9 protein-coding genes and 3 pseudogenes are annotated in these 15338 nt (G+C 42.4%); 8 read left to right on the top strand and 4 right to left on the bottom strand.

The features are described 5' to 3' along the window. On the bottom strand, positions 1 to 1647 hold the full coding sequence (gene ilvG / locus QUF19_RS17005) for an acetolactate synthase 2 catalytic subunit (RefSeq protein WP_102281292.1): 1647 nt from the start codon (positions 1645 to 1647) through the stop codon (positions 1 to 3). Between the two features lie 471 nt (positions 1648 to 2118). Here ilvG and QUF19_RS17000 point away from each other — a divergent pair. Together QUF19_RS17000 and QUF19_RS16995 are read left to right on the top strand one after the other, a co-directional pair. Further along, positions 2119 to 3036: pseudogene (locus QUF19_RS17000) on the top strand (YifB family Mg chelatase-like AAA ATPase); the annotation flags it as partial. A gap of 145 nt (positions 3037 to 3181) precedes the next feature. Further along, a pseudogene (locus QUF19_RS16995) lies at positions 3182 to 4261 on the top strand (hypothetical protein); the annotation flags it as partial. Between the two features lie 100 nt (positions 4262 to 4361). Here QUF19_RS16995 and istB read toward each other — a convergent pair. After that, positions 4362 to 5084: an IS21-like element helper ATPase IstB gene (gene istB / locus QUF19_RS16990; RefSeq protein WP_286291966.1), complete on the bottom strand. Its 723-nt coding sequence runs from the start codon at positions 5082 to 5084 to the stop codon at positions 4362 to 4364. 10 nt (positions 5085 to 5094) lie between these two features. Next, entirely contained in the window at positions 5095 to 6627 is a 1533-nt protein-coding gene (gene istA, locus QUF19_RS16985) for an IS21 family transposase (RefSeq protein WP_286291968.1), read from the bottom strand. Between the two features lie 205 nt (positions 6628 to 6832). On the opposite strand from istA, the pseudogene QUF19_RS16980 reads away from it, so the two are divergent. From QUF19_RS16980 to QUF19_RS16965, 4 genes and pseudogenes are all read left to right on the top strand, one after another. Continuing rightward, positions 6833 to 8098: pseudogene (locus QUF19_RS16980) on the top strand (hypothetical protein); the annotation flags it as partial. Beyond that, entirely contained in the window at positions 8092 to 10506 is a 2415-nt protein-coding gene (locus QUF19_RS16975) for an integrase (protein ID WP_286295204.1), read from the top strand. The pseudogene QUF19_RS16980 and the gene QUF19_RS16975, both read left to right, overlap by 7 nt. An 11-nt stretch (positions 10507 to 10517) precedes the next feature. After that, positions 10518 to 11048, top strand: a complete 531-nt coding sequence (locus QUF19_RS16970) for a hypothetical protein (protein ID WP_286295203.1) — start codon at positions 10518 to 10520, stop codon at positions 11046 to 11048. After that, positions 11048 to 12409 (top strand): tyrosine-type recombinase/integrase, encoded by a 1362-nt coding sequence (locus QUF19_RS16965; RefSeq protein ID WP_286298917.1) that lies wholly within the window; start codon positions 11048 to 11050, stop codon positions 12407 to 12409. The genes QUF19_RS16970 and QUF19_RS16965 overlap by 1 nt, the downstream gene beginning before the upstream one ends. Before the next feature lie 256 nt (positions 12410 to 12665). Here the strand turns inward: QUF19_RS16965 and QUF19_RS16960 are convergent, their stop codons facing one another. Next, complete coding sequence (locus QUF19_RS16960) at positions 12666 to 13064, bottom strand: AbrB/MazE/SpoVT family DNA-binding domain-containing protein (protein ID WP_286295201.1); 399 nt, start codon at positions 13062 to 13064, stop codon at positions 12666 to 12668. Positions 13065 to 13531: 467 nt separating this feature from the next. Here QUF19_RS16960 and QUF19_RS16955 point away from each other — a divergent pair, with 467 nt between their 5' ends. Both QUF19_RS16955 and QUF19_RS16950 read left to right on the top strand, forming a co-directional pair. Further along, positions 13532 to 14674, top strand: coding sequence for a hypothetical protein (locus tag QUF19_RS16955; protein WP_286295200.1), 1143 nt, complete (start codon positions 13532 to 13534; stop codon positions 14672 to 14674). 1 nt (position 14675) lies between these two features. Further along, positions 14676 to 15191 carry a hypothetical protein gene (locus tag QUF19_RS16950; RefSeq protein WP_286295199.1) on the top strand — a complete coding sequence of 172 codons (516 nt, stop codon included), beginning with the start codon at positions 14676 to 14678 and terminating at the stop codon, positions 15189 to 15191. The last annotated feature ends 147 nt before the right edge of the window (positions 15192 to 15338 follow it).

Here is a 15338-nt window from a genome sequence, read left to right as displayed (position 1 = left end):
TTATGTGTTCTCCAACATTTCGCTGTTTGAAGCACCTGGCGGTACTAGTGGCCATACGTTTTCTTCTTCATCGATAAGGACATGAAGTAGGTAAGCGGTTTTGCTCTCAAGCATCTCTTTCAATGCTGGCTCTACTTCTTCTTTACGCGTGATGGTTTTACCCGGGATGTCGAACGCTTTCGCTAGCATGACGAAATCTGGGTTGTCATCCAAGATAGTTTCACTGTGTCGGCCATCAAAGAACAGAGATTGCCATTGGCGAACCATGCCTAAACGAGAGTTGTTAAGCAGCACCATTTTCACTGGGATTTGGCGACGCTTCAGCGTACCAAGCTCTTGCACGTTCATCATGAATGAGCCGTCACCAGAGATAAGAATGGATTGGTCATCAGGACGACCAACCGATGCACCCATCGCTGCAGGTAGGCCAAAGCCCATAGTGCCTAAGCCAGCGGAAGTGATGAAGTTTTGTGGATCGCGTGGCTGAATATGTTGAGCAGCCCACATCTGGTGTTGGCCGACATCGGTTGAAACCATAGAACTCGCAGGCATCATGTCTGACAGTTGCTTCAACAACAGAGGTGCGAAGATAAGGTCGCCTGGGTGGTCGTAGCGCCATTTGAATGAGCTGCGTAGCCCTTCAGAGTGGTGAACCCAAGAAGAGATGTCTTGGCTTAGCTCTAGTTGAGGCATGATCTTGTTGATGTCACCACGAATAGGCGCATTGGCCAGACGCAGTTTACTGAACTCTGCCGCATCGATATCGATATGGATAACCTTAGCGTGCGGTGCAAAGGTATCAAGCTTACCGGTAACTCGGTCATCAAAACGAGCGCCAACAACAATCAACAGGTCACTTTCTTGAACCACTAGGTTAGCCGCTTTGGTGCCGTGCATACCCAGCATGCCCAAGTAGTGTGGGTCGTCACGTTCAATGGTACCTAAGCCTTTTAGTGTGCTTACTGCAGGCATTGGATTTAGACGTAAAAACTCACGAACTGCATCGGTTGCTTTCGCCAGTTGAACGCCACCACCTACGTATAAAACAGGGCGAGTCGCTTGAGACAAGAAGTACTGAGCTTGTTCAATCGCATCCGTTGTCACAACAGGAATTGCTGGTGGTGTAAATTCAGGAAGAATTTTTACAGGGGATTCTGCTAGCTGAACATCTTTAGCTATATCGACAATAACCGGACCGGGACGCCCTGCTTTTGCAACGATAAATGCTTCAGCCAATGTTGGAGCAAGATCTTCAATATCGGTAACGAGGTAGCTGTGTTTAGTACATGACAGAGACATACCAATCACATCCATTTCTTGGAATGCATCGGTACCAATGTGAGAACTAGCAACCTGGCCTGTGATGGCGACGAGTGGGATAGAGTCCATAAAGGCATCAGCAAGACCTGTCACTAGGTTAGTTGCGCCAGGGCCTGAGGTTGCCATACAAACAGCGACGTCTTGTGTTGCTCGTGCCATACCGATAGCGGCCATTGCAGCACCTTGCTCATGGCGACACAGGATATGCTCAACCCCGCCGTCATAAAGTGCATCGTAGATTGGCATGATGGCACCACCTGGGTAACCAAATACGGTTTCAATACCCTGCTGTTTTAATGCGGATACAACTAGTTCTGCGCCTTTCATCGGAATTTCCCCGTATTACCTATATTTTGGTAACTGTTTCCATTGTCTATGCACATCTTGTGCTCCCATTCTTCCTGTAAATCGGCAAAGCCGAAAATGTTTCAAATATAAAAATCGAATCGTCAAATTAGAAAAAACCCCCGGACTTTTCAGTGCGGGGGTTTTTTCTAATTCGTGGTTACTTTTTTCCCACTCGCCCCCGCGTAGTCTTAATAATGACTACGATAATCAGGTTAATCAGTGCGTAAATGCGAGCGTTAAATATCATAAAATTCGAGTTTTCTCGTTTATTGTCTTAAGTAATTGTCTACATCTCTAGTGTTATCACACAAATCTGCCGCATGACAAGGAAAATGTCATTCTTTTTTCACATTAAAACACCATTCCACCACGCTATATAACAACCTTATCGCTTTGGTGAGCAATGAATATCCAGAGTGAATACTTTTAAATCAAAGACAAAGGAAAGTTATGGGACTCGCGATAATTCATAGCCGAGCTAGTGTGGGTGTAGAGGCGCCAGAAGTGACCGTTGAGGTGCATATAAGCAACGGAATGCCCGGTTTTACGCTGGTGGGTTTACCTGAGACGACGGTTAAAGAATCGAAAGACCGAGTGAGGAGTGCCATCATCAATTCTCGCTTTGAATTCCCATCGAAAAGAATCACCGTTAACCTTGCTCCTGCGGATTTACCCAAAGAGGGGGGGCGTTTTGACCTGCCAATCGCGCTTGGAATCTTGGTGGCGTCCGATCAACTACCTACATCAAAAATAGCCCAACATGAGTTTATTGGTGAGTTAGCACTGTCGGGAGAGCTGCGCTCAGTCAAGGGAGTGCTACCAGCTACATTAGCGGCCGATAGTGTTGAGCGATGTTTGGTGGTACCACATCACAATGGCGATCAGGCAGCCTTAGTTGGCAAGGGGGCGCACAAGTCAGCGCAAACGTTGTTGGAGGTTTGTGCCGATATGTGTGGTCAGGCTCAACTTGGGTTGTATCGTACAGAGCAACATCAGGTCGATGCAGTCGAACATCGTGATTTGCAGGACATCATAGGTCAACAGCAAGGTAAGCGTGCGTTAGAAATCGCAGCGGCAGGCAATCACAACTTATTATTCCTTGGTCCACCTGGAACTGGCAAGACCATGCTCGCTTCTCGGTTACGAGATCTATTGCCTGAAATGAGTGATGACGAGGCAATGGAAACCGCTTCGGTGGCTTCGTTAACGCAGCAAGAGATCAATCAATACAACTGGAAGCAAAGGCCTTTTCGGTCGCCTCATCATTCCAGTTCGATGGCGGCATTGGTGGGTGGTGGCTCCGTACCTCGCCCCGGAGAGATCTCTTTGGCGCATAACGGATTATTGTTTCTTGATGAGATGCCTGAAATCCCAATAATTAAAATATGTCAAATACAAGATAAGTACATGAATTAAATTGATTATAAGATAATTTAAACCCTCTTATATGTATTGACAACTGTCACAGTGACAACTAAGTTAAATGTTAGTTGTCAGTTTGTAGAGTGCGATTGTGAATATAAAAATACTAAATGAGCTTTCTTTATTAAATACTGCACTTTCAGTTGAATACTCTAACTACTTAACATCTGCTGCTAAACCCTTAGTCCACAAAGTTCATATACAGCCAGTGTTAAATATTTATGCGGCTTATTGCTTCTTGATTGAACAAGGCAACTACACGGCATTTAAAGTATTGAATGACTCACAGGCGTTCAATTCGCACTTCCAGTTGTTGGTTGGTTTCATTTATGACTGTGATGATATCACTACTAAAAACAGGTATTCACTATGTAGCAATATCAAAAAAATTTTCAACTACATTGCACAGGATAAGCAATTGACCCTTGATGAAGTGCAGTTGTCGAGTATCAAAATGACAGAGGACACTTCTAGCTGTCTACTACAGTTTCGCAATCTTAAAATAGATAAAACTAAAGCTGACTACCTAAATGGCTGGCAGGTAGTATCAAAAGAAGGCAAAAGCCTTGAGGTTTATCTTGACATGCTCTATGTGAATTTTGGCGAAGCGTTTACAAACAAGGTTCATCTTGCTCTGAAAAACTATGCCTATACACAGAAATCAACATCTCTGAGAGGTGGACTAGTAACATTCAAAAGACTTTTTGTCGGTATTTCCACTGTTTATAACGAAAGAGACAGACTCACAATAGAAGTCCTCTTGAGCCGCAATCATGTGCAGCACTTTTTCCACAAAGTGTTTAAAGTGCTATTTGTGCGATCCCAAATAGCCCAGCACTGCCCAAAGAGTTTTCATACTCTGTGGCGAAATATCATTAATTATTATACAGAGTGCTTTATTAACACGGGTGTTTTCGCTGAACCTCACAAACCATTCATCGTTCCAACTTGGAAAGACCCGAAAGATGCAGCACCCACTTTTTCAATTGGTGGTAATGCAACGCAGTCAGAAAGCAGCAGATGGTTTGCCCATATCCCACTCAAAATTAAAGATGAAGAGGCTGTTTCAACTATTCAGCAACGTGTAGACCGAGATATGGCGCACATCAGGCATGTGTGTCGTTTGAAATTTAATGAGCTTAAAGAGCGAGAAGATAGAAATAAAGCTTTTCTTGCGTATTTCGGCTGATGTGACCCCTAGTTTCGTTTTTAATCGACCACCTTTTTAAGCCTCTCTTTTCTCTTCCTTAGTTTTACTCCAAGTGGTCGATTTAAGCCAGTTTTCTCATTGATTCCCCTCGTAACTCGATTCTATGACTTTGATGAACCAACCTATCTAAGATCGCATCAGCGATCGTCGAGTTGTCGATCATCTCGTGCCATTCTTTTACAGGTAGTTGGCTGATAATGATTGTACTGCACTCTTGGTATCTATCTTCTAGCACTTCGAGAAGATTACTTGCATGCTCTTGGCTGAGTTTTTCCATTCCCCAGTCATCGATAACCAACAGTTTTTTCTTAGACAAGCTCAGTAGCAGCTTTTGATAGCTGCCATCAAGGCGGCTACTACTCAGGTCATCAAGTAAACGATTTAGGCGATAATAACGACTTGGGCAGTGTTGCTCACACGCCTGCTCGGCGAGCGCACAAGCAACATAGGTTTTACCTGCACCTGTTGCACCTGTAATCAGGACATTCTGTCGCTTTTGTAAATAAGTGCCTGATAATAACTCTCCCATCATTGCTCTTTTTAAGCCTCGTTCTGGGCGGTAGTCCAGTTGATTACCGCTAGCGCTTAGGCGCAGCTTGGCTTGCCGTTTAAGTCGTTGGATTTTGGTTTGATCTCGGTTCACTATCTCATGATCAAGGATGAGTCCTAACCTTTCTTCAAAGCCAAGTTCAGCATAGGTCGCGGGGTGTATCCTTTGCTGTTCCAGTGCATCAGAAGCATGACTTAGGCGTAGTGATTTTAACTGTTGGATTATTGCGTCCATATTGTTTCTCCTAGTGGTAGTAGTTGGAACCACGAACATTAGTGTGTTTAAGGTTTGGGGTATCAGTGGAAGGCTGAGAGAGAGTGCCTTCTCGATGGTTCTTCAATAAGTTTTTGACGAAGCCAAGGTATGGCTTCTCTGTCACTAAGGCATCTCGGCAAGCTTGTTCTAACCGTGCGTCTGAGTGCTTTTTGGCAAGACTTAGTAACCCAAAGCAACTTCTAAAGGCCAATGCTTCATGCTCTGGGCGTTTGAGCAACATCTGAGTCAGTTCACCTGTGGCTGGCCCAATAGATTTTCCCCAACGGATAAAACGCTCGGGTGTCCATGATTGGTATTGATGGTTGCTTGGCATATGCTCGTAAACGGTAGAGAGACCATATTCTTTTTGGCTTGTGCAGTGGTGAGCAACAATGCTCCCTTTGTGGTAGATACGTATTATTTGATGCGTTGCTTCAAGCTCAACTTGTTGCCCAACAAGTTGGTGCGGCACAGAGTAGAAGTGCTTTTTATATTGAATGTGATAATCAGGGGAGACGGTTGCTCGTTTAGTTTCGATATACACATATGGTTGCGATGGCAGTGGTTTTAACGCTGGACGGTCAACTTTGTTGAACAAGTCATGTCGATTGACACCAAGCTGTTTCATCTCTCGTTGGTTTAAGTCATGCATCAGCTTTCGGATAGCCAGGTTCAGCTCAGCCATTGTATAGAACACTTGGTGGCGAAGGCGCATCATTATCCAGCGCTCTACGATGAGAACTGCGTTCTCAGCTTTGGCTTTATCTTTAGGCTTGTAGGGCCTGGCTGGCATCACAGCAACGCCGTAATGTTGTGCCAGTTTTCGGTAGCTCTCATTGAGGATAGGGCTATGACAGTCTGCTTTCGTTACAGCAGATTTCAGATTATCAGGTACAAGTAGATTCGGAGCACCACCAAAGTGATTAAAGGTATTCACATGAGCCATGAGGAAGTGTTCAAGCCCTTGGCTCTCACTCGCCTCGACATAGGTGTAATTTGACGCTCCTAAAGTGGCGACAAATACCTGAGCATGTCGGCATTCTCCTGTATCTGGATTCACAACAGGGATCGTTGGGCCACAGTAGTCAATGAAGAGCTTGTCACCAGCATGGTGAAGTTGGCGCATACTGCGTTTTTGTGTCTTTAGCCAACGTCTATACAGTTCGCAGAACTGTGTATAGCCATAGGCTTTGTCTTGATGCTGATGACAATACTCTTCCCAAAGCAAAGCTTTAGTCATCCCTTTACGCTTCAATTCTAAGTAGCAGAGAGTGAAATCAGGCATCACTTTATGCTGAGAAGATGAGCGACCATCAAACAAAGCTTGGGTGACTTGATTTTCATGATGAGTCTCTTCCAGTGGCCACGTGAGGCCACTGGATTTAAATCGGGATAGATGCTGGGATACAGTGGAATGAGCAATATTGAGGCAAGCGGCGATCTGTCGATTAGAAAGATTGCACTCGTATCGGAGGCGTAAGATTTCCTTAATTTTATTCATTGGCATTCTCTTTTTCGGCATGATTTATCCTTAGTGCTCTCAACATGAAAGACTCAGGTTAAACCTATTGATTTAAAAGAGAAAAGAGGTTTATTTCGGTAAATCGACCATCGATTTCGGAAACACACCGAAAAGTGGATGATTAAAACCGAAATGAGTGGTCGGTTAAAAACGGATTTGGTGGTCGATTAAAACCGAAATAGGCGGTCGGCTAGCTCCGAAATATGCATTTCTCAACACAGGTATAGTTAAACCATTGAGCGGCACGTTAGGCTACACTCAATATAACTATTTTGTCGGGGCTGACAAGTTAGACAATACGGTAGCAACCTTTTATGAACACGGCATAGCTGCGAAAAACCAATATCTAATATTTTTGGGGTTTGCAGGTAATGCTAGTCAACTTCGGACCGAGTTAAACTTACCCACCAAATCAACCCTGACCGCTCTTTTAACGCTTCTTGTGATGGAACACCCTCGAATAACGCCTTCTTGGTTAGCAAGATGGGAGCTATTTGATGTCAATGGCAATATGGTGGGCTACAAGCAAGTGGGAAGTCAGCACATTGCCGTAAGTTGGAAATCACGCAAAGGGTCTACTAATGCGCAGCAGGAGGTTGTACTCAATGAGTTTTCTAAATCTGTCGTTGAGTTCTTGATACAGCATACTCACATGAGCCGTGAATACCTAAAAGAAAAGGGGGATATCAATTGGAGAAAGATGATTCTAGTCGCCACCGCTACCTATGTAGTCTGCCCTGTGAGCTTGAATACTACTCTTAACTCCGCGAATGAATTCTACGATTGGTTGCGAGATGAGTCACTGCTTGATAACAGCAGCGATATCACCCTAGAGGATGCACAAGCCATTTCGGGGATACATTCATTACGCTCGATTAGACGGCACCGTGGCCTGCAAATTTATCTTGAGACGCGATCAATGGATGCGGTTGCCGAGGCGCTGGGTCATAAAAAGAAAGATACCAAACTACTGACATCTTATCTTCCCAAGCCACTGATGGACTTCTTTAATGACCGCTGGGTGCGTCAGTTACAGAGTGCTATTTTGCTTGAAGCCATGAAAGACTCCGTGCATTGCCTTGATGCCGTTAACATGAGCGCTCAAGACATTGAGGAATTCTTAAACAATCACGGTATCAGTAACATTTCAGAGCATTTCGAACACGGTTTTGTTCAAAAGGCCGCTATTGATAATGAAACCTCTGAATCCTTAGCGTTCGACCAGTTGACCTACACAATTTCCACCTCTCTTTTGCAGTTGCTAATGGCGATACGCCTTATTGTTGATAGTAGCGATGATGAATGTTCCTTTTTAGATATTGTTTTCCACTGGTATCAGTCAGCGGTGTTTATCTTAGATACACTAAATTCAGGCAAGCATAGTGCTGATACAGATTTAATGGAAATGCTTGATATCGCGATTAATAACAAGCTTGATGCTGATTTAATTAAAGGAGCACTGCTATGTTAAGTGTCGCTATCGACAATACTTCCATTGTTAGCCTTATTGAAGACATCGTTTTAGACCACTCGACACTGAATGGTCTAAGCACAGAAACGCTTGAGCAAATTATAAATTTCTCAGTAGCTAATGATGATTATCGAGTATTAGATACCATCACTCATATTCATACTGGCATCTACGGCTACGATGACAGACAACCTGAATGGTTAGAGTCCAGTTTTGACGCAGACAAATGGATACTAAAATTTAGTAAAACTCCAAAAACAATCCATTGGGATAGTGTGTATCTGGATGACGGAAAGAGGCTCACGGACATAAAGCATCTCAAGTTATTAAACAGTTTTAAATACTGGATCACAGCAGCAGATAACCCGCTTGAAAATGGTGGGAAGATTATTAGCCCCACAACGGCTTCTGCGAAAGTTGGCAAAGTTATCGCCCTCATCAATGCGATCTTGCTGCACTCGAAGGAGTTAAAATTGGCAAAATACCACCTTCTGAATGTGAATGATGATTTTTGGTTGAACATCCTGACAAAATACGCTGAGTTCGGAAGTTTCCAAGGTGTGTACGAGATTGATAAGCTCACCAAAGTATTATTGGATAATGCGTCTCAGGGTGTTTCAGATGCAGATGTGCAAACGTTTAAAGAGAAGTACCCCTGCATTTCACAACGTATTGCTCAAGATGAAACTTTCTTATCCCTAACCGAGAGGGAGAAGGCGTGTGCTTGGCTTTTTGAGCAAGGTTATTATCAAGATGCTGGGGAAGCAATTAAGTACGCTGGAAATAGCGCTGTGCTCGGCAAGTTATTGTTTGATGGCAAGATGCTTTATCATGACATTAATGCTCCCAACTATGCAGAGCTTTATCTCAAAGAGCCAACCCAAAACACAGAGTATCGTGCAGTTAACAATATAAACACTTCATCAGGCACTACTCAACGAGCAATATCGAGCTACATTGAATCAATTCGATTGATTCATACCAACCTTGAGCATGAAGATGCTGCAAGTCCCTCAATCCTGTCTGAGCGTGTCAGTACAGGTAACATTAGTCGGTTAGTTAGCTTCAAAAAAGCAGGACGCACCCGCTCTTTACCACCTAAATTTGTGTTTAATTTAATTCGTCAGTGCTATGAATTTGCCAAAGAGCATTTACCTACAAGGGAAGGCACTGTTACTTTACTAGACGAAACTTTAACTCTGCTGTCTAAAGCAAGAAGTAAATCTACTGCAAGAGGCTCCAACACACTCCGTCCGCAACAAAGCACCCTAGCGTGGAATGAAGAGTTGCATAGAGATATGTCGTCTACGGAGCGAGGATATTGGTTTCAAACGGAAGCCATCAATTGCTTGAGTAGCGAATACCTAAAAAAAGGAACAAAGCAGATTCAAGGCTTTACGGAAAGCATTGAAAAGCGCTTTGAGCGAATTAGAGCCAATGAAAGTTTGTTTGAACTGTTCTCGGTACTGCAAGGCGCTATACAGATTTTAGTGGGTGCAATCATGGCTCGGAGACAAGATGAGTTAATCAAATTGAAGCCATATGACAATCTATCACCTAATATTAACCCTTTTTCAGAAGAGGGGGCAAAAGCAGAGTACAGCCTGAAATTTAAGGTAAAGAAAACGGGCTCAAAAGGGGTAAACGCCACCATAGAAAGACCAATTCCCTTATCGATTGCTAAGTTCATCTGGCAACTGGAGCAATTTAACATTAAAGCCAGTGAGTTAAATCTATCCAAAGGAAAGCTGTCTCTGTTTAATAATGTAGACTCAATGCGTTGCCAGTTAAGTCAGGTAGGCCACACGACTTATAACGCACACTTTGATGCCTTATGTGATTACGTCGAAACGGACTTGGTACAGTATGACAACGGTGAATACCGCCGTAATTACGTTCGTCAGCACCAATTAAGACGTTTCTTTGCAATGACATTCTTTTGGTCTAAAGGGTTCGATGGTATGGATGCCCTGCGTTGGATGCTCGGACACTCTGATATGGAGCATCTGTATATTTACATCTCTGAATCAGAGACAGGGGCGGTGCTCAATGGAGCGAAAGCCAGCGTGATTGTTCGAGGTATTGTTGATTCTACCTCTGAGCTTGCCAGGCTAGACGGAATTGAAGAGGTTCGCAAAATTATTGCAGAGCGACTGACGGGTGATAGCTCAACGCCGATTACTATAGAGACAGTAAGCGAGGCAGCAGAGGATTACGATGATGAGTCTTATCTAACCGTTCCTCACATTAGCCAAATTCAAAAAGAGCAGGATATGGAAACAGAGGTTATCCGTCTTCTAGATGAAGGGCAGATCACGTTGGAACCAGAGTTTTTAACCATCGGTGATATCGATGGTAATGCTACTCAAACCTTTAATCTTATTTTAAAAATAAAAGACCTTGATTAAGGATTAGACTAATGAAAGTTTTAGAGAACAATCAAGCCAAGGTACTTGAAACAGAAAAGTTTTTGAGAGAAATAATCACATCTCCCGCTGAGTTTAAAGATGATGAAGAGCTGATAAAGGCTCTCAAATCACAATCTGGCATCGCTAAATATCAGAATCAAGAGCGGAATATCACTTCGTGTTCACTAAACACTGTCAAAAGTATCTCTGAATCATTTCTAGAGAGAGGCTTCTTATCCTTAGATGAATTGCGCATTAATGCAAAACTGGCGATTGAGGCTGCACATCACAGTGAGAAAGCTTCTAAAGGTAACAAGCAAACCGTCGTAGGTTTAAAGTACAAAGTTGCTGAGCTTGAATCAGAGCTGGATGCAGCACAGCGCAGCAATTCTTTACTAACCGTTATGGTTTCAGAGCTGCGATCTAGACTAAAGCAACTAGCGACGCATGAAGGAACAGTAGAAGAGCGACAGGAACTTTATCGAGAGCACAATCGGAAGATTGAAGCGCAGATGATTTTCACTTTGAATGGAGAGGTATGATGGCGGTTCGTAAGCTTAAAGGCTTTGAGCAATGGAGTCATCTTGGGTTTAATGGCAAGCTTGTCTTTCGTAAGCCTCTGGATATTCCTTTCGTAACCTACAGTAATCATACTCCTTGCTATGAAGCCAATGCCTACATCCATAGTTTGATGGTGAGAAACTTAAAAAGTGACACTATTCGAGGGTATGCCCACGATATCATCCACTTGGTTCACTTTATTGAAAAACAGCCACTATTGAGCAGATTTAGCCAACTTACAGACGCAACATTCACCCTTTTCGTTCAGTCACTACAGGCGGAGAGAACGCCGCTTGGCGAGCTAAAACGCAAGAATAACTCAGTTATAAAGATTGCACACACCTGTCTGGATTTTTTGGAGTTTGTCCAAGGCTTCCATGATTTAAGCGCTTTTATTGGCAAAGATAAAGGTAACTCAATTCAGATACTTGAAAAATATTACAAGCGCAAACAGGAAGGCTATAAAGGGTTCATTGAAGGCTCTAAAATTACGCACCCTGCTGTACCAACAAAAGATGAGATCAAGAAACGTCACCCTGTTTCGGAAGATGATGCCTTGCGTGTGTGGGAGTTTATAAAGACTCAGAAAAGCAAAGACAAACGCAGAAGGGATATGGCGTTATACACCGCAATGGAGCAACTAGGCGCTCGTGTATCGGAGCTTCACTTGATTAAAATGACCGATTATGAGGAAGCTAGACGCACAGGTATGCTCACTCTCACCACTCTGAAGCGTAGGGACGATAACAGCACTCGAAAGATTCCTGTGCCACACCTTTTGTTATCAATGATTGCCGATTACGTCAAAGTTCGTAAGAAAGCGATGAGGAAGAAAAAGGTTCAGCATGACTACCTCTTTATCAGCTTAACCACAGGTCACCCCTTATCTGCTGACTCATGGACAACGTACATGAACGCTTGGAAAAAAGAGTTTGGCATCGAAGGGGAGTTACATCCACACCTGTGGAGGCACGCATTCATTACAGACAAGCTTAAGGAACTTATTCTTGCCTCTAAAGAAGTGAATGATAAAGATGATTTCCGAAAACATTTGCTTCATACACAAACATTTAAAATGCAGCTTCAGCAATGGACAGGTCATACGCAATTGAGTTCTCTAGATACTTACATTGACCTTGCATTTGCTGATATTCATGGCTATACAGAGGTTTACAATGCAGTTTCTCTAAAGTCCAGTGTTAACCTAGCAAAACGTCAGGTCGAGCTATTAAGAGAACAGGTAGCAAGGAAAGAGCTGACCACTACCGCTGCGCTTAGGGAGTTCGAGGTGATGTTGGAAGCCTTTCAGTTAGATATCGATAAAAGTATTGTCTCATCGTGATAATAAATTGTGTTAGCAGGGGTAGCGCAGAAACATTTCTGGGGCAGAAATAATTCACGAAACAGGTTGTATCGCAATTGTGCAACAGGCTGTTGCACAATTAGAAGATTGGAGTTGTTGCAGAATTTGCAACAACTGAGTTTTTCCTCGAAGCCTTAGTAATTGATACTAGACAAGGATGTATCCGAGTGTTGAGCCCACAACCATTATGATGATACTGGTTAATGTCATATTGTTGTCGACCCATTCATCAAGCTTACTCATTCGAAGTTCCTCTTTCTTTGCTAATCATGTCAAAACCATGTTCAACACCATAAATTACTTCACGTAAAAGCGTCTTATTTGGTGAGTTCAAATTAGCAATGACTCGACCAATTTCATTGCCCAAGTCACAAAGTTCAATATCACCATCTGGAAGGCTATCAAGCGCTAACTTGAGGTTTGAAAGAAAAATATCAGGGTTCAGAAAATCTGAACTAGGGTTATCTAAAACCTCATTTCGATCAGCCATGAAATCATCTGTAACCCGCTCTACCTCATCGGCGAAGGATAGCCAATCAGGCTTTGTTTCACTCTTGGCAAGCAAATCACTGTGCGCATTATAAGGAGTCATTCCTTTCAACAGCTCTTTTTCGGTCAACTTTTTTTTGCTCATCGCACACAACCTGACAGGATATTTAGATTAGTTGGAGTATAGCAAAATCAGCTAGACTGCCGTTAGAACGAATGCGCTGAAACAAACTTTGGGGCATTTTCGTGTTTCATGCCCCATCAGCACGCCTTTGGACATAAATGTGCTGGTGATGATCGTGCCAGCACATCTTTAGACATTTTCATTTTAGCGGTATTGCTAATTTCGCGTTTGAACGATTAGGTCTGGTATCGCATAGCTGTGTTGATAGTGAACAGGCACTTTTATCTTTAGGTGACCAAATGACTTGAACCACTACAACTATACGTTTTTGTCTTATGAGCAAAAAACCACATAAGCGGAGTTCAAAGGCTCGGAATAATGCTTGGAGTAGCTCTATTTGTATATCCTCCCTACTATAGGTGGTAATATAACCATATGAAAATAAATGCATTATTGATAAAGATCACAATAGCTTGGTGGGGTGACATATGGAAAATGGGCTGATTACTTTTTTTGAAATCGAAGAGTGTGGGTTCTACAGAAGTAAAAAATTAGGTGACTCCAAAAAACGTTCCTCTGTACATGTTAAAGGTGATCTAAAAGAAATCCTAGATAAAGTCATTGAATGGGCGAAGCCGAGAGATTTTTGCGAGACTCTTCCTTTCGATTCAGCCTCACACCCTAACCGTTCACATGTTTACTTCAAGGACTGTGAGGTATCGGCGGAAAATGGAGACCGATTGATTGTTTTTTGTAAAGCATTCTCCAATGACGAAGGCAAGTTAAGCGGTTTTGTCCAAGATGCGAAAGTCGGCAGCGCGAGTGGTGATGTAATCCAAGTCGAAAAAAATGCGAAAGGTAAAAAGTTAATCTATGGCGCGCCTATGTATTTTTGGTACATCCCAGAACAGAACTTAATCGCTTCAATCAAGTTCCCACATGCAATCGTAAACACAGATGAAATGTGCTGGTATATAAAAAGAAGTATTGAAAACTTTATCCCTGACGAGAATAAAGTTGTACACAATTCGACTCAGTTCAATCATTTTGCTAATAAAGATATTGATCGCAAGAACGTCACTTACAAATCACCGTGTGGCAAGTACTCAACAAAATTTTCATTTAAAGCAAAAATGAGAGAGTTAAATATTGATGATATCTCCCCTGATCACTTAGCCCCTTACATTACCCACTTAGTCATCAGAGAAACTATCTCTTTAGAAAAGAAAATTGAGAAAAATCCAGTTCTGTCACTATGGAATAAAGTTAATAAGAAACGAACGTCAACAAAGCCGAAAAAGCATGTAGAAATAATTGAAGAGGCAACTGTTACTGCTGACGAGTTACGAGATATCCTTAACATCTATAATGAAGAAAATGATGGTAGTAAGAATTCTGAGGGTGTGCCTTGGAATGATATAGGCTTTAGAACAAATGATGAAGACACCACAAAGTGGTTCAGTAACTATGTTGACCGAAGAAAAATCACACTAGATCCAACTCAGAAAATGGACGGTAGTTACTACCCTGCTAAAACGGTCATGAATACTTTACAAGATGTTCGTGAGTCGCTGCTAAACTTCTCGACAACTGGAGCAGCAGAACAGTACAGTCGAAAATACGGGGGCTAAAATGAAACTGAAAGATATACTTCTTCAGATAATATACATAACAATAAGTATATTTATTGCATACTTAGGTAGAGACTTTATTACCTTAACGGATCTAAAAAATTTAACAGGTACCTTACAGAATGTTTCTGCGGCTGTTTTTACGCTAGCGGGAATCTGGGTGGCTTATAGCTACCCAGAAGCAATTGCCCGATTTACTAATCCAGAAAAATTCAGTTTAATAAAAGGCACAGAACAAACCCAAAGAATCCGAAGCCTAGTTTTAACAATATTCTCATCGGCGTTAGTGTTAGTGGGGATAGTTTTGTTTAATTTACTTACCCCGTACATTCAGAACCTATGTAAGACCTTTGATTCTTATTTCTATATCAGAATCGCAGGTATTTCAGTGATCAATTACTTAGTATTCATCCAGTTACAAGCCATAATAAAAATAATGAGTAACAACCTTGAGTTCATCTACAGTCTGATGAAAGTTAAAGCAGAAAATGAAGCTCACGATGATCTAAGTAAGTAACGATTCCACTCAGAATTGGTAGAACCTGATGTTTGTCGACAGCCTTATGAGAAACCAATGTATCCCATTAGATCGCTTACTTCATGTTACTGATAGGTTTAACTAAAAGAGAATGGGGCAAAGGTGTGTTTGGTTATACGCATACAA

It is taken from the genome of Vibrio sp. FE10 (assembly GCF_030297155.1).
In the GTDB taxonomy this organism is placed as follows: Bacteria; Pseudomonadota; Gammaproteobacteria; order Enterobacterales; family Vibrionaceae; genus Vibrio; species Vibrio apostichopi.
This window is presented reverse-complemented; position numbering and strand designations above follow the sequence as displayed.